Source organism: Magnetospirillum sp. LM-5 (genome assembly GCF_902729445.1).
In the GTDB taxonomy this organism is placed as follows: Bacteria; Pseudomonadota; Alphaproteobacteria; order Rhodospirillales; family Magnetospirillaceae; genus Magnetospirillum.
Map to the genome: position 1 here is coordinate 43,438 of NZ_CACVCE010000005.1, position 24,348 is coordinate 67,785.

24 protein-coding genes and 1 tRNA gene are annotated in these 24,348 nt (G+C 62.3%); 18 read left to right on the forward strand and 7 right to left on the reverse strand.

Features of this window, described 5'->3' with window-relative positions; all coding sequences use genetic code 11:
• Positions 1-7: 7 nt before the first annotated feature.
• From MTBLM5_RS03800 to MTBLM5_RS03810, 3 genes are all read left to right on the forward strand, one after another.
• Positions 8-604, forward strand: a complete 597-nt coding sequence (locus tag MTBLM5_RS03800) for a hypothetical protein (protein ID WP_173974468.1) — start codon at positions 8-10, stop codon at positions 602-604.
• Positions 605-683: 79 nt separating this feature from the next.
• Positions 684-1,226 carry a BPSL0067 family protein gene (locus MTBLM5_RS03805; RefSeq protein ID WP_173974469.1) on the forward strand — a complete coding sequence of 181 codons (543 nt, stop codon included), beginning with the start codon at positions 684-686 and terminating at the stop codon, positions 1,224-1,226.
• Between the two features lie 51 nt (positions 1,227-1,277).
• Positions 1,278-2,150 (forward strand): hypothetical protein, encoded by an 873-nt coding sequence (locus MTBLM5_RS03810; protein WP_173974470.1) that lies wholly within the window; start codon positions 1,278-1,280, stop codon positions 2,148-2,150.
• Positions 2,151-2,162: 12 nt separating this feature from the next.
• Here the strand turns inward: MTBLM5_RS03810 and MTBLM5_RS03815 are convergent, their stop codons facing one another.
• Positions 2,163-3,581 carry an MFS transporter gene (locus tag MTBLM5_RS03815; RefSeq protein ID WP_217424967.1) on the reverse strand — a complete coding sequence of 473 codons (1,419 nt, stop codon included), beginning with the start codon at positions 3,579-3,581 and terminating at the stop codon, positions 2,163-2,165.
• A gap of 118 nt (positions 3,582-3,699) precedes the next feature.
• On the opposite strand from MTBLM5_RS03815, the gene MTBLM5_RS03820 reads away from it, so the two are divergent.
• From MTBLM5_RS03820 to MTBLM5_RS03855, 8 genes are all read left to right on the forward strand, one after another.
• A complete protein-coding gene (locus MTBLM5_RS03820; protein WP_173974472.1) occupies positions 3,700-4,632 on the forward strand; it encodes a LysR family transcriptional regulator in 933 nt (310 codons plus the stop codon).
• A gap of 237 nt (positions 4,633-4,869) precedes the next feature.
• Positions 4,870-5,919: an extracellular solute-binding protein gene (locus tag MTBLM5_RS03825; RefSeq protein WP_173974473.1), complete on the forward strand. Its 1,050-nt coding sequence runs from the start codon at positions 4,870-4,872 to the stop codon at positions 5,917-5,919.
• A complete protein-coding gene (locus MTBLM5_RS03830) occupies positions 5,916-7,631 on the forward strand; it encodes a diguanylate cyclase (RefSeq protein WP_173974474.1) in 1,716 nt (571 codons plus the stop codon). The genes MTBLM5_RS03825 and MTBLM5_RS03830 overlap by 4 nt, the downstream gene beginning before the upstream one ends.
• 348 nt (positions 7,632-7,979) lie before the next feature.
• The gene (locus MTBLM5_RS03835; protein ID WP_173974475.1) at positions 7,980-9,095 is read left to right on the forward strand and encodes a site-specific integrase; all 1,116 of its coding nucleotides are present in this window, start codon (positions 7,980-7,982) and stop codon (positions 9,093-9,095) included.
• Between the two features lie 397 nt (positions 9,096-9,492).
• Complete coding sequence (locus MTBLM5_RS03840; RefSeq protein WP_173974476.1) at positions 9,493-10,629, forward strand: DNA adenine methylase; 1,137 nt, start codon at positions 9,493-9,495, stop codon at positions 10,627-10,629.
• Positions 10,626-11,336, forward strand: coding sequence for a hypothetical protein (locus tag MTBLM5_RS03845; protein WP_173974477.1), 711 nt, complete (start codon positions 10,626-10,628; stop codon positions 11,334-11,336). Before MTBLM5_RS03840 ends, MTBLM5_RS03845 begins: the two co-directional genes overlap by 4 nt.
• Positions 11,257-12,312 (forward strand): beta-ribofuranosylaminobenzene 5'-phosphate synthase family protein, encoded by a 1,056-nt coding sequence (locus tag MTBLM5_RS03850; RefSeq protein WP_256367158.1) that lies wholly within the window; start codon positions 11,257-11,259, stop codon positions 12,310-12,312. The genes MTBLM5_RS03845 and MTBLM5_RS03850 overlap by 80 nt, the downstream gene beginning before the upstream one ends.
• Positions 12,302-13,909 (forward strand): non-canonical purine NTP pyrophosphatase, encoded by a 1,608-nt coding sequence (locus MTBLM5_RS03855; protein ID WP_173974479.1) that lies wholly within the window; start codon positions 12,302-12,304, stop codon positions 13,907-13,909. Before MTBLM5_RS03850 ends, MTBLM5_RS03855 begins: the two co-directional genes overlap by 11 nt.
• A 112-nt stretch (positions 13,910-14,021) precedes the next feature.
• Here MTBLM5_RS03855 and MTBLM5_RS03860 read toward each other — a convergent pair whose 3' ends face one another.
• Genes MTBLM5_RS03860 through MTBLM5_RS03875 form a run of 4 tightly spaced genes read right to left on the reverse strand, consistent with a single transcriptional unit; the run spans position 14,022 to position 15,374 of the window.
• Complete coding sequence (locus MTBLM5_RS03860; protein ID WP_173974480.1) at positions 14,022-14,321, reverse strand: addiction module antidote protein; 300 nt, start codon at positions 14,319-14,321, stop codon at positions 14,022-14,024.
• A 9-nt stretch (positions 14,322-14,330) separates the two neighbouring features.
• Positions 14,331-14,630: a DNA-binding transcriptional regulator gene (locus MTBLM5_RS03865; RefSeq protein ID WP_173974481.1), complete on the reverse strand. Its 300-nt coding sequence runs from the start codon at positions 14,628-14,630 to the stop codon at positions 14,331-14,333.
• Between the two features lie 59 nt (positions 14,631-14,689).
• Positions 14,690-15,010, reverse strand: coding sequence for an XRE family transcriptional regulator (locus MTBLM5_RS03870; RefSeq protein ID WP_173974482.1), 321 nt, complete (start codon positions 15,008-15,010; stop codon positions 14,690-14,692).
• Between the two features lies 1 nt (position 15,011).
• Positions 15,012-15,374, reverse strand: a complete 363-nt coding sequence (locus MTBLM5_RS03875; RefSeq protein ID WP_173974483.1) for a type II toxin-antitoxin system RelE/ParE family toxin — start codon at positions 15,372-15,374, stop codon at positions 15,012-15,014.
• Positions 15,375-16,807: 1,433 nt separating this feature from the next.
• On the opposite strand from MTBLM5_RS03875, the gene MTBLM5_RS03880 reads away from it, so the two are divergent.
• The 3 genes from MTBLM5_RS03880 (at position 16,808) to MTBLM5_RS03890 (ending at position 18,706) form a co-directional block, all read left to right on the forward strand.
• Positions 16,808-17,860 carry a protein rep gene (locus MTBLM5_RS03880; protein WP_173974484.1) on the forward strand — a complete coding sequence of 351 codons (1,053 nt, stop codon included), beginning with the start codon at positions 16,808-16,810 and terminating at the stop codon, positions 17,858-17,860.
• Entirely contained in the window at positions 17,857-18,156 is a 300-nt protein-coding gene (locus MTBLM5_RS18705) for a hypothetical protein (RefSeq protein ID WP_217424968.1), read from the forward strand. The genes MTBLM5_RS03880 and MTBLM5_RS18705 overlap by 4 nt, the downstream gene beginning before the upstream one ends.
• Before the next feature lie 244 nt (positions 18,157-18,400).
• Complete coding sequence (locus tag MTBLM5_RS03890) at positions 18,401-18,706, forward strand: hypothetical protein (protein ID WP_173974485.1); 306 nt, start codon at positions 18,401-18,403, stop codon at positions 18,704-18,706.
• Between the two features lie 115 nt (positions 18,707-18,821).
• Here MTBLM5_RS03890 and MTBLM5_RS03895 read toward each other — a convergent pair.
• Positions 18,822-18,914: transfer RNA gene (locus MTBLM5_RS03895), tRNA-Ser, on the reverse strand.
• A gap of 64 nt (positions 18,915-18,978) precedes the next feature.
• A complete protein-coding gene (locus MTBLM5_RS03900) occupies positions 18,979-19,596 on the reverse strand; it encodes a glutathione S-transferase family protein (protein WP_173974486.1) in 618 nt (205 codons plus the stop codon).
• A 363-nt stretch (positions 19,597-19,959) separates the two neighbouring features.
• On the opposite strand from MTBLM5_RS03900, the gene leuA reads away from it, so the two are divergent.
• The 4 genes from leuA to modC all read left to right on the forward strand — a co-directional run bounded on the left by leuA (position 19,960) and on the right by modC (position 24,317).
• Positions 19,960-21,618, forward strand: a complete 1,659-nt coding sequence (gene leuA / locus MTBLM5_RS03905; RefSeq protein WP_173974487.1) for a 2-isopropylmalate synthase — start codon at positions 19,960-19,962, stop codon at positions 21,616-21,618.
• A gap of 138 nt (positions 21,619-21,756) precedes the next feature.
• Positions 21,757-22,455: an outer membrane protein gene (locus MTBLM5_RS03910; RefSeq protein WP_173974488.1), complete on the forward strand. Its 699-nt coding sequence runs from the start codon at positions 21,757-21,759 to the stop codon at positions 22,453-22,455.
• A gap of 70 nt (positions 22,456-22,525) precedes the next feature.
• On the forward strand, positions 22,526-23,218 hold the full coding sequence (modB, locus tag MTBLM5_RS03915) for a molybdate ABC transporter permease subunit (RefSeq protein ID WP_173974489.1): 693 nt from the start codon (positions 22,526-22,528) through the stop codon (positions 23,216-23,218).
• Positions 23,219-23,222: 4 nt separating this feature from the next.
• The gene (modC, locus tag MTBLM5_RS03920; RefSeq protein ID WP_173974490.1) at positions 23,223-24,317 is read left to right on the forward strand and encodes a molybdenum ABC transporter ATP-binding protein; all 1,095 of its coding nucleotides are present in this window, start codon (positions 23,223-23,225) and stop codon (positions 24,315-24,317) included.
• The last annotated feature ends 31 nt before the right edge of the window (positions 24,318-24,348 follow it).

Genomic DNA, 24,348 nt, shown 5'->3' on the forward strand with positions numbered 1-24,348 from the left:
TGCGTGCATGAGTTTGCGCCGCTTCCTTCGCATCACCCTGGCCGCTACCGCCCTTCTGGCGGTGGCGGCCCTTGGCGGGCTGGGCTGGTTCAACTGGTGGATCCGCCACACCTGGATGCCCATCCATCCCGTCTGCTGGGATGGCGAAGCCCTGGTGCAATTCACTGAGCCCCTAACCCCTGAGGCACATGAGCTGTTCTTGCGCTATGTTTCATGGACTCGTGCGCGAGATGCCGAGAAATACAGGGCGCAACGCGCCACTTATGTCCGCGTGATCGGCTCCCAAGCCTATGTCCGCACATGGTTTTGGCTGTTGGGACCGGTGGAGATGATGAACCTCCAGGCCTACTTCGAGAACGACCTTGAGAAAAGGTTCAACAAAGGGGAAATCGTAACCTGCCTCGGCCTCGCGAGGATCGCCACCATCCGCCGCTCCGACCATTACGCCACCGAACCCTACATCTCGGATAGCACCAGCGAGATCCTCACGCCTTTCACCTTCGGCGTTGAACGCGAGCGCGAGGGGGAATACTCGCTGGTGGGCCGCCTTTTCCAGCACTTCGACGATATCCCGCCTCAGCCGTCGAGCGGAAAGCGCCATTAGCATGCGCCTATCGAGATTTGCGATACCTTCGAAGTGGTGATTGAGTTTCGGTAGCCGAGGGCGCCAAGAAGGACCCGCAATGGGGGGGCAGCATGCTCGCGATGTCAGCCGCGAGGTCTACAAGGACAACCCTCAGGCTGCCGAGGAAATGGTCCGCCAGGGAGAGAAAGCCGGGGTGAAGGTCGGTCTGTATGCAGATGGGCATCAGGCGAGCAAGGGCATCGATGAGTTGCTCAAGGACGCGAAAGGCGGTCATCTGTCATCCGGTCCTGACGCCGGCAGCAGGGAATGTGTCGCCCTGGTCAAGCACGCCACCCCCGAGCTGCAGGGTATTCGCGCCAGCGACTGGAAGGAGGGCGAGAAGATCAAGGGGGCGGGCGACCCGCCGCTGAAGCCGGGCACCGCCCTGGCCACGTTCGAGGACGGAAAATACCAGAACAAGCCCACCGGCAACCATGCGGTGGTGTTTGAGAAGTACGGCACTCAGGGCGGTAAGCAAGGCATGTGGGTGTTGGACCAGTCCGACAGGCAATCTGCCGACCGCAGGTTCATTCCGTTCGACAATCCTGGCGGCAAGCGCACATCCCAAGCGGACAAATATTCGGTGATCCGCAGACCGTGAGTGGGTATCCTCCCCGACAGAGTGTGGCACCTCGTTGGGGGAGGGTTTCATATGCGTCTGCCGGTATTGATCAGCCTCCTCAGCCTCTTGCCTTTGGCTGTCGCCCATGCAGATCCCGTTGTCGCGGAATGTCCGGCGGAATGGAGTTTCGGCGCCGAGAGGCTCCCCCTTTTTTGGGCGAACATATGGGCAGACTATCAGGTTATCGATGATGAGTTTGGCGAAACGTCCGATGTTCCAGGGCGGGCAAGCGTTCAAATCGAGCTGAAAAAGGTGGACCGGCGCCCTCTCTTCTTGTTTTGCCGTTACAAGGAAATGTCCGGGTTTAACGTAGCCGTCTCGATCCCCGAAGGGGCTAAGACCTGCATGGTCGAATGGCAGGGGGCCAAGTGGGACGCCCGGGAGAAGGTCAACCGCGATTACGTGCGCGCCCTTCGCGCCGAATGCCGTGGAACGCTGCAAGGGGAGCCGTCGCAGGCTTTTCCTGCGGAGATTCCCTCGCTGACCAGCGATGTCGAAGGGCTGCGTTTGCGCCAGCCTGCCGATGAGTTGAAGGCATTGGTGTTGTCCCGAGGGGGCAGTTGGACCCAATGGGCCGTGGGAGCGCCGGCCGAAATCGCGTTGGGTGACGCGCGGCTGAGGGTGGTGTTCTCTTCGGCCACCGGTCTGTCGCGCAAGGTCGTTCTTTACGGCCCACCCTGGCCGCCGCGTGATCCGGGATTCTACGCGGCAATCATCCAGCGCTTCGGCTTACCCGAGCATCCGTATGCCGCTCAATGCACCAAGGCCTGGAACACCTATGGTCAAAACAACGACATCCAGGTGGAATGGTATCGCCCCTGCAAAACCGACAGCCCCAGCGCGCCCCAGGAGATGAGGCTGGTGGACATGGCCGATCCTGAGTCGAAGAAGGAACGCGAATAGGCTTTGCGTGTCTCAAGAAAGGCCGCCGCGTCCGGTGCGATGCCGGAGAAGGTGCGCGCGTGCCGCGATGCCCAGCGCCAGGGTCAGCAAAAGCGTCGCCGCGGCGAAGGTCGTGCGCGTTCCGGCCGCGATCGCCGCCGGAGCGGCCAGGGTGATGTCGCCGCCTCCCGCCCCGAAGGCGAAGATCGCCCCCATCACCGAGGCCCCGGTGATCAGGCCCAGATTGCGCGACAGGCTCAGCATCGCCGAAACCGCGCCGCGCTGATCGGCGTGGATGCCGGTCATGATGGCGGTGTTGTTGGCCACCTGGAACAGGGCGTAGCCGGTGGTGACGAGTGCCAGCGGCGCCAGATAGCCGCCGATTCCCCACATTTCAGGGATCACGGCCAGGGCCAGGCAGCCCATGGTCATCGCCGCCAGCGCGCCGACCATCATCCGCCGCGAGCCAAGGCGATCGACCGCCCGGCCCGCCGGCAACCCGGCCAGCGCCGCGACGACCGGTCCGAACGCCAGGGCCAGGCCGGCCATGGCCGTCGGCAGGCCCAACCCGTGGGCCAGGTGGAACGGCCCCACCACCAGCGTCGCCATCATCACCGTCGCGACCACCGCGCTCATGCCCAGGCTTGAGCCGACCAACGGGCTGCCAAGAATAGCCGGCCGGATCAAGGGCGAGGCGACCTTGGTCTGGCTCCGCAGGAACAGCCCGCACCCGACGGCCGACGCCAGCAGCAAAGCGAGATTGAGCGGCCCGAAATCCCCCTGCCCATTGGTCATCGCCAGCGCATACGAGGCAAGGCTGGCGCCCAGCAGCAAGGTGCCGGGGACATCGAAGCCGGGTCGCTCGGTCGGGATATGGTCGCGGGGAAGGGCGCGGCGGGCCAGGGCCAAGGTCAGTCCACCCAGCGGCGCGAGGACCAGGAAGATGGCTCTCCAGCCCAGTTCGGCCACCATGATGCCGCCCAGGGCCGGCCCCAGCGCGGTGCCGGCCGCCGACATGGTCGCCAGCAGCCCCATGGCGCTGCCGGTCCTGGCCTTCGGCACCGTTTCCCCGACCAGCGCCACCGAAAGCGCCATCATGATGGCCGCGCCCAGCCCCTGCGCCGCGCGGGCGGCGATCAGCACGTCCAGCGTCGGGGCCAGCCCGCCCAACACCGAAGCCGCCGAGAACAGGGCGATGCCGACCAGCAGCAGGCGTCGGCGGCCGATGATGTCGGCCAGCCGGCCCACGCTGACGATCAAGGTGGTGATGGCCAGCAGATAGGCCAGGACGATCCACTGGACGTCCTGGAACGAGGCCGCGAATGTCCGGGCCAGAACCGGCAGCGCCACGTTGGCGATGCTGGTGCCCAGCGACGGCAGCAGCATGGACAGCGACAGGCTGGCCAGGCTCCATGGCAGGGGAACGGGTTGGGTTGAGGTGATCCGGGGCATCTCGGCCTCCTTGGAAGGAATGGTCTCCTTGAAGGTAAGGCCTGGCATGACATGGCGGAACGCGCAGCATTCGCACTGTATTCGTGCGTCCGGCGCCCTATTAGGTTAGGATGGCGTCATGGCGATGCCCGATCTCAATCTGCTGGTGACCCTGGACGTGCTGCTTGCCGAAGGCAGCGTCGCGCGGGCGGCCAAACGTCTGCGCCTCAGCCCATCGGCCATGAGCCGGGCGCTGGGCCGCCTGCGCGAAACCACCGGCGATCCGCTGCTGGTGCGGGCCGGGCGCGGCCTGGTGCCGACGCCTCGGGCTGTGGAACTGCGCGACCGGGTTCATCACCTGGTGCAGGACGCCGAAAGCGTGCTGCGTCCCGCCCAGGCGGTGGATCCGGAGCGGCTGGTCCGCACCTTCACCCTGCGCACCAGCGAGGGGTTCGTGGAAAGCTTCGGGGCGGATCTGGTGGCCCGTGTCGGCGCCGTCGCGCCCGGCGTGCGTCTGCGCTTCGTGCCCAAGCCCGACCGGGGCAGCGGGCCGCTGCGCGATGGCGACGTCGATCTGGAAACCGGGGTGGTGGGGGCGATGACCGGCCCTGAAGTGCGGGCTCAGGCCCTGTTCCGCGACCGCTTCATCGGTGTGGTCCGCCCTGACCATCCGCTGGCCGGGGAGGCGATCACCGCCCAGGCCTATGCCGCCGGCCGGCATGTTCTGATATCCCGCGACGGCCGTGACGAGGGGGGCATCGACGGGGCCTTGGCCGCCCTGGGGCTGGAACGGAAGATCGCCGCCATCGTCGGCGGCTTTTCCGGCGCGGTGGCGCTGGCCCGCGGTTCGGACCTGATCGCCACCGTTCCGGAACGCCATACCGTGGCCTTGCGGGCGGGGATGGCCTTCTTCCCCGTGCCCCTTTCCCTGCCCGAGGTCACCGTAAGTTTGCTGTGGCATCCCCGACTGCATGCCGATCCCGCCCATCGCTGGCTGCGCGGTCTTGTTCAGCAGACCTGCGCGTCCAATAGGGGGTGCTCTGACCGTGCGGGCGCCGGTACGCCTGGGTGAAAATAACCGGCGCCCGTTCAATCTGTGAGACTCATTGAATCTAGGACGTTTTTCGAGATGCTCTCGGGCCGCCGAGGGCATCACCGGCGCCGCCTCGCGTCCGTTTCGCTCCATCGTGTGTGGAATTACAACTTTGGTCGTGGTTCACTATCAGTCTGCCTGTGGCAGCCAGCCAGGCTGGGCCGTTTCGATGGTCTTGGGGGCCGACTGGAGTGGGGTGTAAAGGATCGGTGCTGCATGCGTGGAGGCTGGTTCGTCACATTTCTGCTGGCGCTGACGTTGTCGGCAATCGGGGCTTCCGTGGCTGCTGCGGACAAGCGTCTGCGCGTGCTGGCTTGGCCCGGATACGCCGATTCCGACTTGGTAAAGGCGTTCGAACAAAGCACCGGGAGCCGTGTCGAGGTTTCGATCGTCGATAACGACGCCCAACTCTGGGAACGGGTCAACCAGAACGATGGCGGCGATTTCGACGTCTTCGCCGTGAATACCGCCGAGTTGCAGCGTTACCTCGACAAGGGATTGGTGGCGCCCATTGACGAAAGCGCGATCCCAAATATCGCCCACCAATTGCCGCGATTTCGCGATATCGCCGAGGTACCTGGCTTGACCCGAGGTGGAAGGCGCCAAGCGGTGCCCTATACCTATGCCGAGATGGGGCTGATTTATGACCCCGGCCAGGTGGATGCGCCGCCGACCTCCATTGCCTCGCTGTGGGATCCCCGGTACCGGGGCAAGGTGCTGCTGTACAATGGCGGCAGCCACAATTTCTCATTGGCCGCCCAGATTTTGGGAAACCGGAATGTCTTTCAGCTTCAACAGAGCCAATGGTCCGATGCGGTCAATCAGTTGATCGACATGCGGCGCAATGCCGGAGCCTATTATACCCAGCCAGAGGAGTCGGCGGCGCTTTTCAGGCAAAAGCATGCGGCGATCATGTTTGCCAATTACGGCTCGCAGCAAATCAAGTTGTTGAAATCATCGGGCATCGATGTCGGCTATGCGATCCCCAAAGAGGGCGCGTTGGCCTGGTTGGATTGCTGGGTGATCGTCGGCAGGGCCCGCGATATCCCCCTTGCCCATCAATGGATCGACTTCATGCTGGGACCCGCCGCCGGGCAGGCATTGCTTGAACGCCAAGGTCTCGCCAACACCACATCGCCATCGCCCTTCGTGGCGGATTCTGACCATATCATCTGGCTGGAGCCCGTGGAGAACGTTTCACGCAGGGAATTGTTGTGGGAGCGCATCATGGCCGGCTACCGGGCCAGCAAGGTGCTGGTACAATGAGTTTTGGCTATGCCGCTCGCCTTGGCTGGGTGCTGACGATATCCTGCATCCTTATTACCGGAATTATCGGGCTTTATGCCTATCGAGCCAGCAATGACCTGCTGGTCGCCGGCGCCATCGAGGCGCTGTCGGTCAATGCCGTGGTGATGAAGGACCGCCTGTCAGCTCTGCGTCGCAATGTGGCCCGAGACTTGGGCGTGCTGGCAAATCACCCATCCAGCCGCGCCGTTTTGCAACAAAATCAGGGCCGCCCGGTCGCTGACGTCGAAGCCTTATTCAAGCTGCTGATGCAGCAAAACCCGTCCTATCTGCAGATTCGCCTTATCACGGAACACGATTTCGGGCTCGAATTGGTGCGCGTCGATCGAGACCTGGAAGACCTGGTAAGCGTGACCGGCGACGAGCTTCAGGAAAAGGGGCATTTTCTCTATGTCTCGGAAACGCTGAAGCTAAAGTCTGGCGAGATCTATATTTCGCCGATCGTTATTAATCACGAGCGCGGTTCCCACGCCGGCCTGCACCAGCCCACCTCGACCTTTGCGACCCCGGTCGTCGATAACGACGGTCGGGTGCTTGGCGTGATCGTGCTGAACCTTGACCTGAACAATGCGTTCCATGCGCTCACAGCCGATTTGCCCCGCCATTTCCGGCACTTCCTGACCAACCAGCTCGGAGATTTTCTGATCCATCCGGATCCGAGCCGGGCCTTCGGGTTCGATCGTGGCCAGCGGATCCTGGTGCAAGACGAATTTCCGGCTACGGCGGCGCTGATCGATAGCGCGACAGTCAACAACATCGTGGAGACCCAAACCAACGACTCGGAAGGTCATTCGCTGGTCACGATTTTCATTCGGGATACCGATCCGATGTTTTTCGGGGCCAACACGCTGTTCCTTGGCGTGGGCGCCCCCAGGGAACTGGTGCTCGTCAAAGCCGACGAAATGGGACGGACCATTCTGGTCATCATCGGGGCGATCTCTTTCGGGGGTGTTCTGCTGGCGGTGGCGCTGGCGCGCTATATGACATTGCCCATAAACCGGTTGACCGACGCAGTCAGGCACTTCGAGGTCAACCGCGACATTTCCGCCCTGCCAACCGAGCGGACCGATGAACTGGGACAATTGGCGTGTAGCTTCCTGGACATGCAAAACAAAATCCGCCAGCAATTCGAGCAGTTGCAAAAAAGCAATGCGGAAATGGAGACCCTGGCGCAGCATGATGCGCTGACCGGTCTATTCAATCGCAGAAAGCTGGACGAGACGTTGGAATGCGAATTCGCCCGTTCCCAACGATTCGAGAACGCGATATCGGTGATCCTTCTCGATATCGATCATTTCAAATCGGTCAATGACATCTTTGGCCATCAGGTCGGCGACGCCGTTCTGCGACATTTGTCCGATGAACTTAAGGGACAAATCCGGGAAACCGACATGCTCGGTCGTTGGGGCGGAGAGGAGTTTCTGATTATTTGTCCCGGAAACGATCTGGACGGCGCGACCATGCTGGCCGAGAAACTGCGTCGGATCGTGCGCGAGTGCGAATTCCCGATGGTCGGCAGAAGAACGTGCAGCTTTGGCGTCGCAAGCCGCCATCCGGGCGAACGGGAAAATGAACTCATCGCAAGGGCCGACGCCGCCCTTTACCAGGCCAAGCGTCAAGGTCGCGATCGTGTCGTTCAGGCCAATGGTGCGGAACGAAGGGTGAGTTCGTAGCCCGTGCCAAGGGCACAAGATCGGGCTGTGTCGGATCAGGGCGTTTGCCTGCCCGCAACCGACCGGACCGGTCCATCACGCCCCTGCGGATCACTCGGTAGCATCGGGCCTGATCTGCAACAAGCCCGATTTCTTGTCCCACGGAAAAAGAGATCGGCCGGTACCGTGCGGTATCGACCGTAAGCTCAAGTGCTTGAAAAGAAAGGGTGGCGGAGGGAGAGGGATTCGAACCCTCGGTAGAGGTTTACCCTCTACGACGGTTTAGCAAGGCGCCTGAAACGCGCTTGTTTACAGGGTTTATTGCGGCTGATATCATTTTTGTCCCAGCATTGTCCCATGGGATTCGCCATGCCGCGCATCAGAACCCGCAACGGCCGCCATACCGCCGAAGTCCGCTATAAGGGCGTGGTGATCGCCCAGACCTTTCACAGCAAGACCGCCGCCGACGTATGGGGCAAAAAGGTCGAGGTCGCCATCGAGGCGGGCAAGTGGCCCGACCCCGACTTGATCCCGCCGCACCTGCGCGGCAAATGGGGTCTGGTCGAGGCGGAGGCCGCCCCCATCGACGACAGCCAACCGCACCCCGGCTGGACCTTGGACCAGGCGTTGGACCATTACCTGCGCACGGTGACCGAGGGCAAGAAGGGCTATCAGCAGGAAAAGACCCGCATCGCCTGGTGGCGCCGCCAGGACTTGGCGGCCAAGCGCCTGGACGAGGTGACGCCCGAAGACATTCAGGCCCATGTCGGCCGCCGCATGGCCGAGGGCCGGGCCAGCAGCACGGTCAGGAACGAGGTGTTCCTGATCTCGGGCCTGTACGAGGTGGCGCGCGAACGCCCGACCCAGAACGGCTGGGGCCTGACCGACCTGGTCAACCCGGCTCCCCTCGTCCGCCTGCCCGAACCGCCGGCCCCGCGCAAGCGCCGGTTGGAGGACGCCGAACACGACGACGGCCAAGGCGAGGAGGTCCGCATGCTAGACGCGGTACGGGCCGGCGCCGATGGCGAGGAAATGGCCCTGGTGTGCATCCTGGCCTTGGATACCGGCATGCGGCTGTCCGAATTGCTGGACATCCGCGTCGGCCAGATCAAGCGCACCCGTGGTGGCCGCTATATCCAACGCCCCGATTCCAAGAACGGCCACGCCCGCAAGGTGGTCCTGACCAGCCGCGCCGCCGCGACCCTGGACACCCTGCTGGCCGCCCTGCCCAAAGACGCCGCCAAAGATCGCCGCCTGTTCACCCTGGATGCCAACCAGGTCGATTACCGTTGGCGCTCCGCCCGCAAGGCGGCCGGCGTGATCGGGTTGCATTTCCACGATTTGCGCCACGAGGGGCTTTCCCGCATGGCCGAGAAGGGGCTGACCATCGGCGAGTTGGCCGAGCAGTCCGGGCATCGGACGGCGCAGGTGTTGCTACGTTACGTGAATGCGAAGGTGTCGGAGGTGGCGAAGAAGCTGGGGTGAGGGGGCTGGATCGCGGCTAGATCGGCTGTAATGCAGTCGTGAATGAGCCCGAAGGGGACTGGCAGGTTTTGGGAAAACGTGTAGAACAGCAGTCGGTCCTTTGATGCCTCTGGCAGTGATCTGCGTGCATGGCCTGTGCTCGACTTCGCACGGGCTTAAGGAGCCGGAAGGGGCGCGCCGTATACAAGCTATGTCAGTCCTAGGCCGACGAGGTGGCCAAGGCAAACGCCGGCTCCTCAATCTCTTCAGCTTTACGAGCAATTTCCACAAGGCTGCGCCCGACCGGAGAATATAGAGATTGGCGCGCTACTTTAACTGACCTATCATTGCGGACTTCGCGGCCATCCTAACTGCCACTATCTCTGCGGCGATACGGCACGGTTGCGACGGAGGGAGCATGGAAACAGCGATCGCCAGACAGATTAGCCGGTGCGCGCGCGAGCAGGAGATACCAACTGTTGCGCTCCGGCGGATAGAGCCGCTGACCGAGGCAATCGCGCGATTTCCATCGACCCGTTACTACGGCAGCAAGCGTAGATTGTTGGGTTGGATGTACGGGCATCTTGCCGGATTACGCTTTGAAACCGTACTCGACGCCTTCGGCGGAACTGGTTCTGTTTCGTTGCTGTTTAAGGCAATGCGCAAGCAAGTTACCTATCATGATGGTATGCGCTTCAACGAGGATGTTGCACAAACTTTGCTTGCGGATGATCTGGCGTTTGCCCGCACTGAGCTTGAATCGTTACTGGCAAGCGTTAGTCCATGCACCGCAACAATAGCGCGCCGGTTTGACGGGGTATTCTTTACAGCCGCAGAAAATTGCTGGCTCGACGGGTTTATCGAGGCCCTCGCGGAAGCAGCGCTGAGCGCCAAGTATGTCGCGCTATCGCGCTATTTGCTCTACCAGGCATGCCTCAAGAAGCGTCCATTCAATCTGTTCCACCGCGCCAATCTAGGCCTGCGGACAAGAAGCGGTGTGAAGCGTAGCTTCGGTAATGCCGTGACCTGGGAGCGTAGTTTTGCGGATCACATGGTTCAGGCCTATGACGAATTGGCCCGGCTAGCGTTACCGCGCACGCGTTGTGCAAGCATTCTACCGGCAAGTGATCCAAATCTGATTTCACCAGGCTATGACCTTGTGTATGTCGATCCTCCATATATCAATCGCGAACAGCGCTATAATCGCGATGATTACTGGCGTCGCTACCATTTTCTTGAGGGACTGGCATGCTACCAGAACTGGGAAGAACAGATCGATCCCGCTTCTGAGATCGGGCTTTTTCCGGCCCCTGACTGGTTCGGAGAATGGGGGCGCATCGGCGCGTTCAAGGATCGGTTGTTCTCGTTCGTCGATGCGCATCGACGTTCGATCGTAGTTTTGTCCTATGTCTCGGGCGCGCATCCATCCGAGGCAGAAATAAAAGCTCATTTTGAGGACAGATTTTCCGAGGTATCAGTGCATTCTGCGCCTCATCACCACGCATTAAGCAAATCGCGCAAGCGAGAGCTCCTTTTTATCGGGCGACCTAAATGAACTTGGAAACAGGCGCAACCCGCGTGCCGATCTGGATTCTTGTGGCCAGCGGGGTGATTATTGTAATAGCAGTACTAGGGTACTGGTATTACAAGGCTGATCCGGCAGAAGCAAAGCTGGTCGGGTTCCTGGGGGGTGTTGTCACTGGGCTGGTGGTCTATCTCGCGACTTTCCTCTCGGTATTGGGGCCGCTACGCGAACTCGACCGATTTCATCGAATGGGGATCAGGGGGTTGCTCGCCAACCGACATGACAAACTCTATTATCGGAGCCTAGTGAAGAAAAGCCGACAACGGGTCGATGTCATGGGGGCCTCGTGTAATCGTTTTGTGCGCGATTTCCTGGACCCCGATGCTGACGATAAAGTTCTGGTCGATGCGCTCAGCAAGCATAATCAGCTTCGCGTCCGGCTGATGATCCCCGATGACGAGCATATGACCGATGAGGCACGCGATATCGTCAAGCACATGCTACCGGGTATTAATAAATTGCGCATGAGCTTCGGTGATCGTGTCGAGGTGCGGCGGTTCAATGATCGCGCACGGCACAGCTTCGTGCTAGTCGATGGCGACCTCATAGCGGGACCGGTGTTCGACGGCGACCGCAGTCGCCATGCGCCTGCCGTGCATGTCGCGCTTGAGACGCTGTTCGGACAGAAGTACAGCGCCTACTTCGACGAGTTGTGGCGTGCTTCGCCCACTGCGTAGCGTGATTATCCGAGTTCGCCCGCGTGTTCATATCGGCCTTCTGTCGATGCACGCAGGCGCACCGCGGATGAACGGAGGGATCGGCTTTTCCGTCGAGGCGCCGCTGGCACGGCTTGATATAAGCGCGGCAGATCGGACTGCTATCTGCGATAGCCGCCCAGTCCCAATGGGCGCGGATGAACAGGCGCAACTCATCAAGGGGATCTCGCATTTCGCCGACATGCATAAAATCGTGCAAGGGGTCCATATCGAGATCACTGGAGCGATGCGTACACATGTGGGGATGGGGTCGGCGACTGCGCTGCGCCTCGGATCGATTGAAGGATTAGCGAAACTAAATGGCCTGCAGCTTCCCCGCGATGCGCTGATTAAGGCCTCAGGGCGCGGCGGCACATCTGGAATCGGGATCAATAGCTATTTCGAGGGCGGGATGATCTGCGACCTCGGCCGCGCTGCCGATGGTGCACGTCACGCGCCTTCGTCGATCGTGCTCTCTGCGCATTCGCCACTCGCTTTACCTATGATTGAAATGCCGCCCTGGCCGATACTATTGTGCATCCCGCGAGCGATTGTGCCAAAGAGCCAAATCGAGGAGATCGCGTTTTTCTCTCGTACCGCGCCGCTGCCAGCGCCAGCAAGCTTCAAAGCCTGTTATATCGCACTGTTCGGCATTTATGCAGCAGTTCGCGAGCGCAACTATACAGCATTCTGCGATGGAATAGACGCGATGCAGGATACCGACTGGAAGCGTGCCGAACGTGCAGAATATGGTGACACGCTTGCCGGGGTCTCGACCGTGTTGCGAGCGAACGGCGCGGATTGTGTCGGTATGTCGAGCTTGGGCCCAATGCTGTTCTGCTTTGCACCCGCACAGCGGATGGCAGCCTTAGTCGCGGCCGCGCATGTGCTGGATTGCGACAGCTATTTGACTGTGCCTGCCAATCAAGGACGGGAAGTCATTTACAATGATGCGTGAACTGACCTTTTTCACGAGCAACCAAACCAAGCTCGCGCACGCTCGGTACCTTGCCGAAGGTCGACGGATTCGCATCAAAGGGTTCCGACAGCGTACCTATCATGCCGGTTATAACGAGCCGCGCCTACATTCTCGGGCTGAAATCCTCAAGCAAAGTTATCTGAGCGCGCTCGAGCAAATCGGCAAGGCGCGACTGCCCGCCGCCAGCCACGCGTTTATTCTAGAAGATACTTCTGTGCGCATTGATGCATTGAGCGATGCAACGCACGAGGTGCCGGGTGTCGATATTAAATACTGGATGGAGGACCGCACTTTCGAGAGCGTTGATGCCCTACTCAAAGCTGCAGGCAATGATCGCGGTGCCAGTGTGCGCTCAGACATTTTACTGCACATTCCGGGGAATTTCGCGAAGACCTGGGGAATTGACGAAGAATATCTGGTGTTTACCAGCGAGCAGCGTGGCAGCATCATCGACAGGGAGCATGTATTTGACTCTAACCCGGTCTATCCTTGGCTAGACAATCGTTCGTTCAACAAATGGTTCGTACCGGAAGGCTGCGACGCTCCGCTCGGCGCGCTGCCGATTGCGCGTGCCGATCAAGTTGATTTCCGGCGCGGGGCGTTTGAGCAGTTATTCGATTTTCTCGAGACGCGCCGTTATTTTCCAACGCCCACAATCCAGCTTGCGCTTCATTTTGAGCGCAAACCAAATATCCTGCTATGTGGTTATACATGCTCTGGTAAGACCACGGCCAGTCAACACCTAGCTCGACGCTTTGGCTATCTGCATGTCGAGGCAAGTGACTTCATGCATCTGAGTTATTACTACCGGCATGGATTTCGCGGCCCGACCCCTATTGGCGACTTCGCTGAACGTGCGCTCGCCGAGAAGCCGACGATAGCGGCGGAAAAGGCGGTCGAATATATGCTCGCTAATTTGGCCGAACCATTGGTGATCTCGGGCTTCCGCGCGCCGGCAGAAGTTACCTTCCTAGACGCGACAATGCGCGCACATGGTAAGGAGTTCACTCACTATTTTGTCGAGGCGGATGAAGCAAGCCGGTTCGCGCGGCTCCGTGCCAGGGCTCGACCTGGCGACGATCTCGATGCACAGGAGTTCCACGACCGCGATTTGCAGCAACAGCGGATGGGACTCGATGCGATCCAGCAGCTCGAAACAATGCAGCCACTGAGCAATCACGGCGATCTCGCTACATATCTGGCGAAAATCGATTTGCTGGTAGGCGATGCAGGCGAGGGGGAGATCGATATCGCGGCGCGTCTCACCGGCCTTCCCACCATTGGCGAAATTGGGCTACAGGATGCGATCCTAATCGCACTACTGCGTGTGTGGGAAGAAGATGAAACACGGCGATTCTACACCACGACTGAGATTGCGGCGCTGATTTCTGGGGCATTTCCTGCAATCCATCCCAAGCACAAGGACAATGTAAGTAGATATTTCAATCAGGACTTCTATGCTTATTACGAGATTTCCGAAGGCACCGGCGCTGCGGCGCGCAAATATCGCCTCTCGAACACCGGCTACGGCATGTCGATTCGCGTTTTGCGCGACCTCGCGAGCAGTAGGCGCTAACGCGGCAGCGAAGTGCTTTCGTCGAGTGAGCTAACGAGCGGTTTTTAGGGCAAACTTTGATAAGCTAAACGGCGGCCACGGGCGCAAACAGACATCTGTGCCGCTTAAGCGGTTACATCGGTTGATGTTCCGCCAAGGCGTGCAACCTCAGCCCCAGAGCCCGCACCACTTTCAAGATCGTGCTGAATTCCGGGTTGCCCTCGGGCGACAGCGCCTTGTACAGGCTCTCGCGGCCCAGGCCGGTTTGGCGGACGATATCGGTCATGCCTCGGGTGCGGGCGATATCGCCCAGAACGGCGGCGACCAAGCCGGCATCGCCTTCCTCAAGAGCGGCATTCAGGTATTCGACAATGCGCCCATCGCTGTCCAGGCTTTCGGTGATGTCCCAGGGATGGGTTGCGGTGGTGCCCATGCGAATCACTCAGGCCGCGCTCAGCGCCGCTTCGACGGCTTGGGAGTTGTTCGCGATCACCGTGAGGTCGGCCCGCGCCGCTCGATCCGGGCGGCGGCGCTTTTGCTCCCAGTCTTGGACGGCGCGCACGTCCAAGCCGAAGCGGCGGCAGAAGGCGGGCCGCGTCAGGCCCAGGCCCTTGCGGATGGCCTCTACGTCCACGTCGTTTGGGACCATCACCACATGCTCGGTGGTGGTGCCGGGTTGGCCCTCGGCATGGGCCAGAGCTTCGCGCATCGACGCCTTCAGTTCGTCGGCAAACTTACCCATGGGCAATCTCCGGGAGTTCGGCCATTTGATGGTGCCCACTTTTTCAGTCCTTACGGCGGTCAGGAGTGGAGGTCGCCGATCCCCGTCAAGCGAATCGTCCCCTTTCCCGGAAGATTGACCCGAAGCTCCAGGGTTCCTCCGGCCGCCTCGATGAACCGACGCAGCGTCGAGAGGTAGAGGTCCGCCTGCCGTTCGATCTTGTGAACCGAGGGCTGCTTGATGCCAAGCCCGTCGGCAATCTGCTCCTGGCTGCGTTCGGCCAGAAGGCGGAGTGCCCGCAGGCCCTCCACCTCGTTCAGCAGTTCCTCCGCCCGAGCCTCGACGGCCTTGCGGCGTTCCGCCGGCAGACCGGCCATCACTTCGTCAAGGGTCCGTCCCATCTTACGTCTCCCTCTTGCGCAAGGTCGCAAGGTGTTGGTCAAACCGTTCGTCGGCCCGTTCGATCAATGAGCGATAGAAGCGCTTTTCCGATACACCGCTCTTGTCCCCGGCCACCATCAGCACCGCCGCGCGGGTCGGGTCGAAAGCAAAGGCAACGCGCCACACACCATCGGCCGCGTCGAACCGCATTTCCTTCATGTTGGCGTGTTTCGACCCCGTCAGGGTATCGACATGGGGCCGCCCGAGGGTCGGCCCGATCTGCGCCAGCACCTTGGCATGAGCCAAGAGCTCGTCCTGCACCTCAATCGGCAGGGCCGTGAATTCGGGCTCAAACTCATCGTGGAAGCGAACAGTCCATGCCATAGAGAAATATAGCCATAAGGCTATGTTTCTGTCAATAGCCTGCGGGCTATGTGTGCGCTTCTTGTCGTGCGGCGCCCTTGTATGTTGATGGCATCCCGTTCTTGATGATCGGGAAGGGCAGGAGAAGGTGAGCCGTCACACCCGGCATCTTCCGAAGTTCCGGCCGTCGATCTTCCTGATATGCCGTACCTTCCCTAGGCCAGAGGCGAAATCCAAAGCGCTTTCGCTTATGCCGCTTTCACCATGGACCAGGCATCTTTGGTGCCCAATTTGGCGAGGGTGTTCCCCCTCGCGCTCCCCCATCTCGCCGATGGGCAGGGGTGAGGGCGTTGCTCTCACCCCCAGGGCCAGGCTGAGTGGGGTGCGCCGTCAAGACGCTTCCACCCCGCTTCCGCGCCGGCCCGGCCGGCTTGTGCAGCCGGGTCCCTGCGAAGCGTCTGGACGAATGGTAGAAGGTAAATTTGTTTATAATGACTAGACTGCATAGAAATGTGGAAATAATGAATTCATGAAAGAATGCATTCATTAGAGGTCTGAAATATTAATTGTTGACACTCACTGCTGTTCCGTGGCGATCTTGTATTGTCTTTGGTCCTCATGTGATCTGTGGTGGGTGGCGATGTCGTCCAGTTCTATGCCTGTCTACCTCTCGCTCGATGAATTGGCTGCGATGCTCAAACGGTCGCCAACCACAATCCTCAACGACCGAGTTCGGAATCCCAGGGCGGTTCCGCCGGCCATAAGACCTCCGGGAACCAAGACCCTTATCTGGGAGCAATCGGCCGTGGTGGCCTGGTTGGCGCAGTTCACTGAGGCGCAAGCGCCCGAACCTGCCCAACCCCGCCGCCGGGGCCGCCCGCGCAAGCAGGGCTGATCGAGATGCTTCGCAGAAATCGCGGCCCGCCTTCTGTGCCTGTGGCCGCGATCCCGTGTTCCGCCAACGAGGGGACACGGAAAAGGGCCGGTGGTTGCAGCCGCCGGCCCCTCCTGAAATCGCAACAGGCCACCATCCGGTAAAGCTGACGGCCTGGAGACGACTCGAGTAATCCGACTCTAGGCAACCGAACGACGCAGGGCAAGGGAAAGCCCCCTTGGCGTGCGGGCGTTCCCCCTTTGCCGGATGGCGGCCCTCTGACCCGAGGTGCGCCATGATGCTCCAATCCCCTTTGTCCGTCTGTCCCACTCCGTCCGTCGTCAAGGGACCGGAACGCCTCTTCCCCCCAGCCGCCAACGAGCGGCTGGCTCGGGGAAGAGAGTGTTTCGAAGCCCTTGACGTCCCCCCGATCCATCACGCTTCCGGTCAGGGTGTGGGTGAACTTGTTTCGCCCGCACCCTTGCCACGCGGCGAGCGGGAGAGCGCGAGGGGAACACCTCGCCTTGGCGCTAGCGGCGCCCTAGGAACTATGGCGGGATCGGTTGAAGGCTGCGCCGAGATGCGCCGGTCTTCCCGCCGTCTGGTGTCCGCCGTCCAGGACGTGGCGGCCCGGCTGTTGCCGGCCGAGCGTGTCGCCGGCTGTGGGCGCCGCCCCAATGGCTCCGCCGTGGCGATCCATGTGCAGGACGGGCGGGGCGTGGTGGTGGGCCTGCAAACCTGCGGTTCGGTTTGGCTGTGCCCGTGCTGCGGCCGGGTGGTCAGTGGTCAGCGTCGGGCTGAACTGAACCGCCTGTTGGCTTGGGCAAGGCGGCAGGGCTTGCAGGTGGTGATGATGACCCGCACGGTGCGGCACCATCGGGCGATGGCTCTGGATTGGTTGTTATGGGCACTGCGGGCGGCGACTAAGCGGTTCTATCAGTCGAGCGACTGGCGGGCGATCAAAGGCCGGATCGCCGGCCACGTCACCGCCACCGAGTGCCCGTGCGGCCCCAACGGCTTCCATCCGCACACCCACACCATTTTGCTGGTCAGGGCCGAGAGCGAGGCTGAGGCTGTCGCCTTGCTGGGTGGTTTGCGCACGGCATGGGAGCGGGCGCTTGCCAAAGAGGGCCTGGACTGTAACGACCACGGCTTTGATGTGCGCGGCCATGCCGGGACTGGGGACTACATCGCCAAATGGGGCGTTGCAGAAGAACTGACGTTCAGCCAAGCCAAGGATGACAGCAACCCGCGTCAGGGCCGCACCCCTTGGCAGCTTCTCGCCATCGTCGCCGGGCTCCGCCGCGATTCGCTGTTGTCACCCCAGGTGGCCCGGCTGCGCTGGTTGGAGTTTGCCCGCGCCATCAAGGGGCGCCGGCAATTGGTATGGTCGAGGGGACTGAAGGACCGCGCCGGCATCACCGAGCGCTCCGACGAGGACATTGCAACCGATCCGCCCGAGCTTAGTCCTGACACCGAGATCGGCCGCCTGTCGGCGCCGGAATGGCGGACCATTGTTCGACGCGGATTGCGGGTTGTCCTGTTGGAACGGGTAGAGGCCGAGGGCCGCGCCGGGTTCGAGGCGGTGCGCCGCTTGGCCCTTGCGCCGCCCCAGCGGAGGGCTGCGGCATGACCCACAGCGGCAAGCCCGACTACAACCGCAACGTCAAGCTGGCCTGCCGGTGCTGTGGCTATATCGCTCGCACCAGCCGCAAGTGGCTGGACCAGGCCGGGCCGCCGCATTGCCCCGATCATGGCCCGATGGAGGTGGTAGGGGCGGTGAACGGCGTGCTGGTCCGTCGTGTCCTGCCGTCCCCGTCGCCGTCTTCCGTCGGTGAGGCGTTGCGCTTCTTGCATTTGGTTGGGGCGTGGACCGAGCCGTGTGACGGCCGAATTTCTGCCTGTGACACTTCCTTGAGGGAGGTGTGACGGGGGCAATTGGGGTCTGTGACGGGGAATCGAGGGGCATTCGGGGCTCTGTGACAGGATGCCCGATATCGCCCCGCCGATGGTCTGGGGGCAACGCCTTGAAAAGGCGCTGCTTTGGGCTAGGCGGCTGATCGATCTCCTCAAGGCAGGATACGCAATGTGAACACACAAATGGGGCACATACCCCATTCGTGCGTCTTTGCTGGGGGCGACAGCCTTCGGCATCTCAAGGAAGGAGAACGGTATGACCATTCCCAGGCGCATTCAGCGGATCAACATTCGGGTCAAGGAGTCGCTGCGCACTGCTATCGACGAAGCGTCGAGGGACATGGGGTGTTCCTTGTCCCAAGCGGCGCGCCTTCTGTTGGTTGAAGGCAGCGCCTCATGGCGTAAGTCTGATTCTGGACCGGAGTTCGCCACGGCTTCGGAATTGCTCGACCACTTGGCGGTGTTGGAAGCCCGCGCCGGTCGGATGGGAGGGGCTTATTATCTTGGACAGGAGGTATCGATGCTGTTGCGACGTTTCCGGCCGCCGCCGCCTCGCGCCTGAGCTGCTACAGCCACGCTACAAGCTTGTCCCTTGTCCCACTATTGTCCCACGGAAAAAGATATCGGCCGGTACCGTGCGGTATCGACCGTTACGCTAAGTGCTTGAAAAGAAAGGGTGGCGGAGGGAGAGGGATTCGAACCCTCGGTAGAGGTTTACCCTCTACGACGGTTTAGCAAACCGTTGGTTTCAGCCACTCACCCATCCCTCCGCGAGATGACGGGGCGGTTTGCCCCGTGGCCGGAGGGCTTTTCTAGCCGAGGGGAACAATAAGGTCAACCCGGAACCGCCATGCCGCGTCGAACCGCCGGACGGGCCGCGATCTTCTCGGCCCAGCGGGCCACCCGGGGGAATTGGGTCAGGTCGATGCCCTGCCACTCGGCCCGGGTCACCCACGGATAGGTGGCGATGTCGGCGATGGAATAGTCGCCGGCCAGATAATCGGCCTCGCCCAGCCGGGCCTCCAGCACGCCGTAAAGACGCCTTGTCTCCTTGGAATAGCGCTCGATAGCATAGGGTACCGGCTCGGGGGCGAACTTGCGGAAATGATGGGTCTGGCCGAACATCGGGCCGATTCCGCCCATCTGGAACATCAGCCATTGCAAGGTGAGGGCGCGCCCGCGCGGATCCGACGGCAACAGGCAGCCGGTCTTTTCCGCCAGATAGATCAAGATGGCCCCCGATTCGAACAGGTTCAGCGGCTGACCTCCGGGGCCGTCGGGATCGATGATCGCCGGAATCTTGGAATTGGGATTGATGGCGAGGTAATCGGGGGCGAACTGGTCGCCCTTGGTGATGTCGATCGGGTGGACCCGATAGGGCAGGCCGCATTCCTCCAGCATGATGCTGACCTTGCGGCCGTTGGGGGTGCCCCAGGTGTAAAGCTCGATCATGGTTGCTCCCGCTGGCTGTTCCGCCAGGATATGGGGCGCGCGACGGCCATTGACGAATCCTTTTTCGATCTGGCACTCTAACCCCATGAGCCAATGGACCACCGCCCTGCTGCTGCTTACCGGCCCGGTGTCGTAGATCGACGCCGGGGTTTCGTGTTGGCATTGTCGCAACAGGTCGAGTCCGAGGGTTCCATGTCTTCCAACAGCAACGTTTTTCGCCCGCGCCGCGTCGGTCTGGTCGCTTCCGCGCGACTAATCGGCGGCCGCCGGATCTGACGCCCTTGGCGTGCGTCCCGGCGGTCGTGATGTCCCGCGCCAGCCACCCCATATAAGACCTCGCGTTTCGCAAAGGATGAACCGGCCATGAAGACCGCCGCTTCCGAGAAATACCGCCCCTATCCCGCCATCCGCCTGACCGACCGCACCTGGCCCGACCGTGCCATCACCCGGCCGCCGGCCTGGTGTTCGGTCGATCTGCGCGATGGCAACCAGGCACTGATCGACCCGATGGACACGCCCAGGAAGCTGCGGCTGTGGAACACCCTGGTCGGCATGGGCTTCAAGCAGATCGAGGTGGGCTTTCCCGCCGCCTCGCAGACCGATTACGACTTCATCCGCTTCCTGATCGATGGCGGCCACATCCCGGACGATGTCACCATCCAGATCCTGACCCAATCGCGCGAGGACCTGATCCGCCGCTCGTTCGAGGCGCTGGATGGCGCCAAGCGGGTGATCGTGCATCTGTACAACTCGACCTCGGAAGTGCAGCGCCGGGTGGTGTTCGGCTTCGACCGCCAGGGCTGCATCGACCTGGCCCTGGCCGGCACCCGGCTGGTGCGCGAACTGTCGGCCCAGCGGGCCGGCGGCGAGGTCACCTTCCAGTACAGCCCGGAAAGCTTTACCGGCACCGAGCCCGATTTCGCGGTTCAGATCGTCGAGGCGGTGGCCGAGGCCTGGGGCGCGGCAAAGGGCCGCGAGATGATCGTCAACCTGCCGGCGACGGTCGAGATGAGCACGCCGAACCTGTACGCCGACACCGTCGAATGGTTCTGCCGCACGGTGAAGAACCGGGCCAACCTGATCATCTCGGTTCATCCGCACAATGATCGCGGGACCGGCGTGGCGGCGGCCGAACTGGCGGTGATGGCCGGCGCCGACCGGGTCGAGGGCACCTTGTTCGGCAATGGCGAGCGCACCGGCAATGTCGATGTCTGCACCCTGGCCCTGAACCTGTTCACCCAGGGTGTCGATCCCGGGCTGGACCTGTCGGACATCGATTCCATCCGGGCGGCGGCCGAGGAATGCACCGGCTTGGCCATCCATCCTCGCCACCCTTACGCCGGGGAACTGGTCTACACCGCCTTTTCCGGCTCGCACCAGGACGCCATCAACAAGGGCTTCAAGGCGCGCGAGAAGGCCAACAGCCCAGTGTGGGAAGTGCCCTATCTGCCCATCGACCCGGCCGATGTCGGCCGCACCTATGAAGCGGTGATCCGCATCAACAGCCAGTCGGGCAAGGGCGGCGTCGCCTATGTGCTGGAGCGCGATTACGGGCTGGAACTGCCCAAGGCGATGCAATCGGAATTCTCGAAGGTGGTGCAGGCCGTCGCCGACCGCGAGGGCCGCGAATTGTCGCCGGCCGAGATTTACGCCGCGTTTCAGGCCACCTATCTGGATGGCGGCGCCATCCAGGTGGTCGATTATTCCACCGTGCCGGTGTCCAGCAAGGGCACGCGGGCGCTGACCGCACAGCTGGTCGTGGATGGTGCCGAACGGATCATCCAGGGCGTCGGCGCCGGCCCTGTCGATGCGTTCGTCCATGCCCTGCAAAAGGATCTGGGCCTGTTCATCACGGTGCGCGACTACCACGAGCACGCCATCGGCGAGGGGTCCGAGTCCCAGGCCGCCTGCTATGTCGCCATCGACGGCAAGGCAGGCGTTGTGCACGGTGCCGCCATCGATGCATCGGTCACCATGGCGGCGCTGAAGGCGGTGGTCGGCGCCATCAATCGGCGGGGATAGGCAATAAACGTAAAGGCTGTGCCTGGCCTGACATGACTCCCTTCCGGTTAGGGCGCTGTTAATCTTTTTGGTGGCATTTTCCCCGTCAGGGCGGCGTCATGGTGATCCAGCCCGGATGACGAGCTGACGGGGGGATGCATGATGATGCGGACGTTGCTGCTGATCGCTGCCGGAATCGGCTTCGGGGCGGGGGCTGCGCTGGCCCAGGACCAGGGCCAGGCGTCGATGAAGTCGGGCAATTTCTATGCCGGGGTGATGGCCGGTGTGGTGATGCCCGAGGACGTGAGCTTCAGTTCCAACGCCTCGCAGGGCGGCACCACCGTCACCGCCTCCGGCAAGTTCGAGTACCAGCCTGGCTATTCGGCGTCGGCCTATATGGGTTACCGCTTCAATCCCTATCTTCGGGGCGAGGTGGAAGGCGCTTATGCCCGCTTCGACTACGACAAGATTTCCGGCAACTTCACCCTGACTCAGGGTTCGACCAACGTGACCGTCAGCGGCTCCGCCGATATGGACGGGGAGGTGCAAAGCTGGTTGGGCCTGGCCCGGGGTGTCGTCAGTCCGCTGGGCAAGAGCAAGATCCAGCCGCTGTTGGGCGGCGGCGTCGGCGTCGCTCGCCACGAAGAGAAGATCACCAGCATCGGCGGCACGGCGGTATCGGCCAAGGCCGACGGCACCGACCTCGCGCTTGAGGGGATGGCCGGACTCGAGGCCGAGGTGTCGTCGTCGATCGACCTGGGAATCCGCTACCGCTATTTGTGGATCGACAGCGGCGACAAGGGCTTCGACGATTCCACCGCCCACAACGTGGTCGGCAGCGTGTCGTACCGGTTCTGACCGCCTGTTTGATTCCCGGACGGCCGGCGTATAGGGTGGGGCGATCGAACCCCACCCGGAGCCTGGCCGGTTGTTCACCCTGACGCCTTTGGAAATCGAAGCCCTGTCCTTGTCCCTGCTGGTGTCCGGCTGGGCGGTGGCCGGGTCTTTGCCGCTGGGGCTGGCTTGTGCCTGGCTGCTGGCGCGGGGGCGCTTTCCCGGCAAGACCTTGCTGGATGGGGTGATCCATTTGCCGCTGGTGCTGCCGCCGGTGGTGGTGGGCTATGGGCTGTTGGTGCTGCTGGGGCGGCGCGGCCCGGTCGGGGCGTGGCTGTATGACTGGTTCGGCATCACCATCGCGTTCACCTGGAAGGGGGCGGCGGTGGCATCCGCCGTGGTGGCGTTCCCGCTGATGGTCCGCGCCATCCGGCTGTCCCTGGAAGGGGTCGATCGCGGTCTGGAACAGGCGGCCCGCACCCTGGGCTGCGGGCCGGTGCGCACCTTCCTGACCGTCACGTTGCCGCTGATGGCCCCGGGCCTGCTGGCCGGCGTGATCCTGGCCTTCGCCCGGTCACTGTCGGAATTCGGCGCCACCATCACCTTCGTCTCGAACATTCCCGGCGAGACCCGCACCCTGCCGATCGCCCTTTATGCCCTGACTCAGGTGCCGGGTGGCGACGATCCCGCGTTTCGGCTGTGTGTGATTTCGGTGGTGGTGGCCTTCGCGGCCCTGCTGGCGTCCGAGGTCCTGGCCCGGCGCATGCAGGCGCGGTTGAAAGGCTAGGTCGATGCTGGAATTGTCGCTTAGGCGCCGTCAGGGCCAGTTCCTGGTCGATACCCAGTTGATGGCCGGGCCGGGGGTCACTGCCCTGTTCGGCCCGTCCGGGTCGGGAAAAAGTTCGGTCATCGCCATGGTGGCGGGGCTGTCGCGGCCCGATTCCGGGCGGATCGTCGTCGATGGACGGGTGTTGTTCGACAGCGAGGCCGGCATCGACGTGGCCCCCGAAGGTCGCCGGCTGGGCGTGGTGTTCCAGGACGCCCGGTTGTTTCCCCATCTGTCGGTGGCCGCCAACCTGGATTTCGGCCGCAACCGCACCCCCGCGGCCCAGCGCACCATCGATCGCCGCGCGGTGATCGAGGTGCTGGGGATCGGCCATCTTCTGGATCGGCGGCCGGCCAACCTGTCGGGCGGCGAGAAGCAGCGGGTGGCCATCGGCCGTGCCCTGCTGACCAGCCCGCGCATCTTGTTGATGGACGAACCTCTGGCGGCGCTGGATCCCAGCCGCAAGGCCGAATTGCTGCCGTTCATCGCCACCTTGTCGCGGCGATTCAACATACCGGTTCTTTACGTCAGCCACGCCATGGACGAGGTCCTGCGCCTGGCCGACACGCTGGTCCTGATGCAGCAAGGCCGCGCGGCGGCGGTGGGCCCGGTCGAGGATCTGTTGGCACGTCCCGATCTTCGGGCCTTGACCGGACGGGCCGATGCCGGGGCCGCCATCCGGGCGGTGGTGGCCGGTCACGAGCCGGATTACGGCATCACCCGGCTGTCCTTCGGCGGTGGCGCCCTGGTCGCCGCCGGAATGGACCTGGCGGTGGGAACCGAGGTGCGGGTGCGCATCCATGCCCGCGACATCAGCATTGCCCTGACGGCGCCCCAGCGCATATCGGTTCGCAACGTCTTGCCGGTGGTGGTCCGTTCGGTCGAGGCGGCCGACAATCATTCCTGCGACGTCATGCTGGATTGCGGCGGTGTCGTCTTATGGGCGCAGATCACCGCCTTTGCGCAATTGCAGTTGAAGCTGGTTCCCGGCATGCGCGCCTTTGCCCTTCTCAAGGCGGTTACGGTGACGCGAGAGGATATTTCCGATCATTCTAATTAGATCGAAAGCCTTTCCATTCTTTCCGAGCCCC

What these genes read in the sequence shown, in the direction of transcription:
- MTBLM5_RS03855 (WP_173974479.1), top strand. Translation starts at nt 12,302, where the DNA reads ATGATGCGTGAACTGACCTTTTTCACGAGCAACCAAACCAAGCTCGCG.
- MTBLM5_RS03860 (WP_173974480.1), bottom strand. Translation starts at nt 14,321, where the DNA reads ATGGGCACCACCGCAACCCATCCCTGGGACATCACCGAAAGCCTGGAC.
- MTBLM5_RS03880 (WP_173974484.1), top strand. Translation starts at nt 16,808, where the DNA reads ATGCGCCGGTCTTCCCGCCGTCTGGTGTCCGCCGTCCAGGACGTGGCG.
- MTBLM5_RS03850 (WP_256367158.1), top strand. Translation starts at nt 11,257, where the DNA reads ATGTCGCGCTTGAGACGCTGTTCGGACAGAAGTACAGCGCCTACTTCG.
- MTBLM5_RS03900 (WP_173974486.1), bottom strand. Translation starts at nt 19,596, where the DNA reads ATGATCGAGCTTTACACCTGGGGCACCCCCAACGGCCGCAAGGTCAGC.
- MTBLM5_RS03825 (WP_173974473.1), top strand. Translation starts at nt 4,870, where the DNA reads ATGCGTGGAGGCTGGTTCGTCACATTTCTGCTGGCGCTGACGTTGTCG.
- leuA (WP_173974487.1), top strand. Translation starts at nt 19,960, where the DNA reads ATGAAGACCGCCGCTTCCGAGAAATACCGCCCCTATCCCGCCATCCGC.
- MTBLM5_RS03835 (WP_173974475.1), top strand. Translation starts at nt 7,980, where the DNA reads ATGCCGCGCATCAGAACCCGCAACGGCCGCCATACCGCCGAAGTCCGC.
- MTBLM5_RS03865 (WP_173974481.1), bottom strand. Translation starts at nt 14,630, where the DNA reads ATGGGTAAGTTTGCCGACGAACTGAAGGCGTCGATGCGCGAAGCTCTG.
- MTBLM5_RS03870 (WP_173974482.1), bottom strand. Translation starts at nt 15,010, where the DNA reads ATGGGACGGACCCTTGACGAAGTGATGGCCGGTCTGCCGGCGGAACGC.
- MTBLM5_RS03800 (WP_173974468.1), top strand. Translation starts at nt 8, where the DNA reads ATGAGTTTGCGCCGCTTCCTTCGCATCACCCTGGCCGCTACCGCCCTT.
- MTBLM5_RS03815 (WP_217424967.1), bottom strand. Translation starts at nt 3,581, where the DNA reads ATGCCCCGGATCACCTCAACCCAACCCGTTCCCCTGCCATGGAGCCTG.
- MTBLM5_RS03910 (WP_173974488.1), top strand. Translation starts at nt 21,757, where the DNA reads ATGATGATGCGGACGTTGCTGCTGATCGCTGCCGGAATCGGCTTCGGG.
- MTBLM5_RS03840 (WP_173974476.1), top strand. Translation starts at nt 9,493, where the DNA reads ATGGAAACAGCGATCGCCAGACAGATTAGCCGGTGCGCGCGCGAGCAG.
- MTBLM5_RS03890 (WP_173974485.1), top strand. Translation starts at nt 18,401, where the DNA reads ATGACCATTCCCAGGCGCATTCAGCGGATCAACATTCGGGTCAAGGAG.
- MTBLM5_RS03845 (WP_173974477.1), top strand. Translation starts at nt 10,626, where the DNA reads ATGAACTTGGAAACAGGCGCAACCCGCGTGCCGATCTGGATTCTTGTG.
- MTBLM5_RS03805 (WP_173974469.1), top strand. Translation starts at nt 684, where the DNA reads ATGGGGGGGCAGCATGCTCGCGATGTCAGCCGCGAGGTCTACAAGGAC.
- modC (WP_173974490.1), top strand. Translation starts at nt 23,223, where the DNA reads ATGCTGGAATTGTCGCTTAGGCGCCGTCAGGGCCAGTTCCTGGTCGAT.
- MTBLM5_RS03875 (WP_173974483.1), bottom strand. Translation starts at nt 15,374, where the DNA reads ATGGCATGGACTGTTCGCTTCCACGATGAGTTTGAGCCCGAATTCACG.
- MTBLM5_RS03820 (WP_173974472.1), top strand. Translation starts at nt 3,700, where the DNA reads ATGGCGATGCCCGATCTCAATCTGCTGGTGACCCTGGACGTGCTGCTT.
- MTBLM5_RS03830 (WP_173974474.1), top strand. Translation starts at nt 5,916, where the DNA reads ATGAGTTTTGGCTATGCCGCTCGCCTTGGCTGGGTGCTGACGATATCC.
- MTBLM5_RS18705 (WP_217424968.1), top strand. Translation starts at nt 17,857, where the DNA reads ATGACCCACAGCGGCAAGCCCGACTACAACCGCAACGTCAAGCTGGCC.
- MTBLM5_RS03810 (WP_173974470.1), top strand. Translation starts at nt 1,278, where the DNA reads ATGCGTCTGCCGGTATTGATCAGCCTCCTCAGCCTCTTGCCTTTGGCT.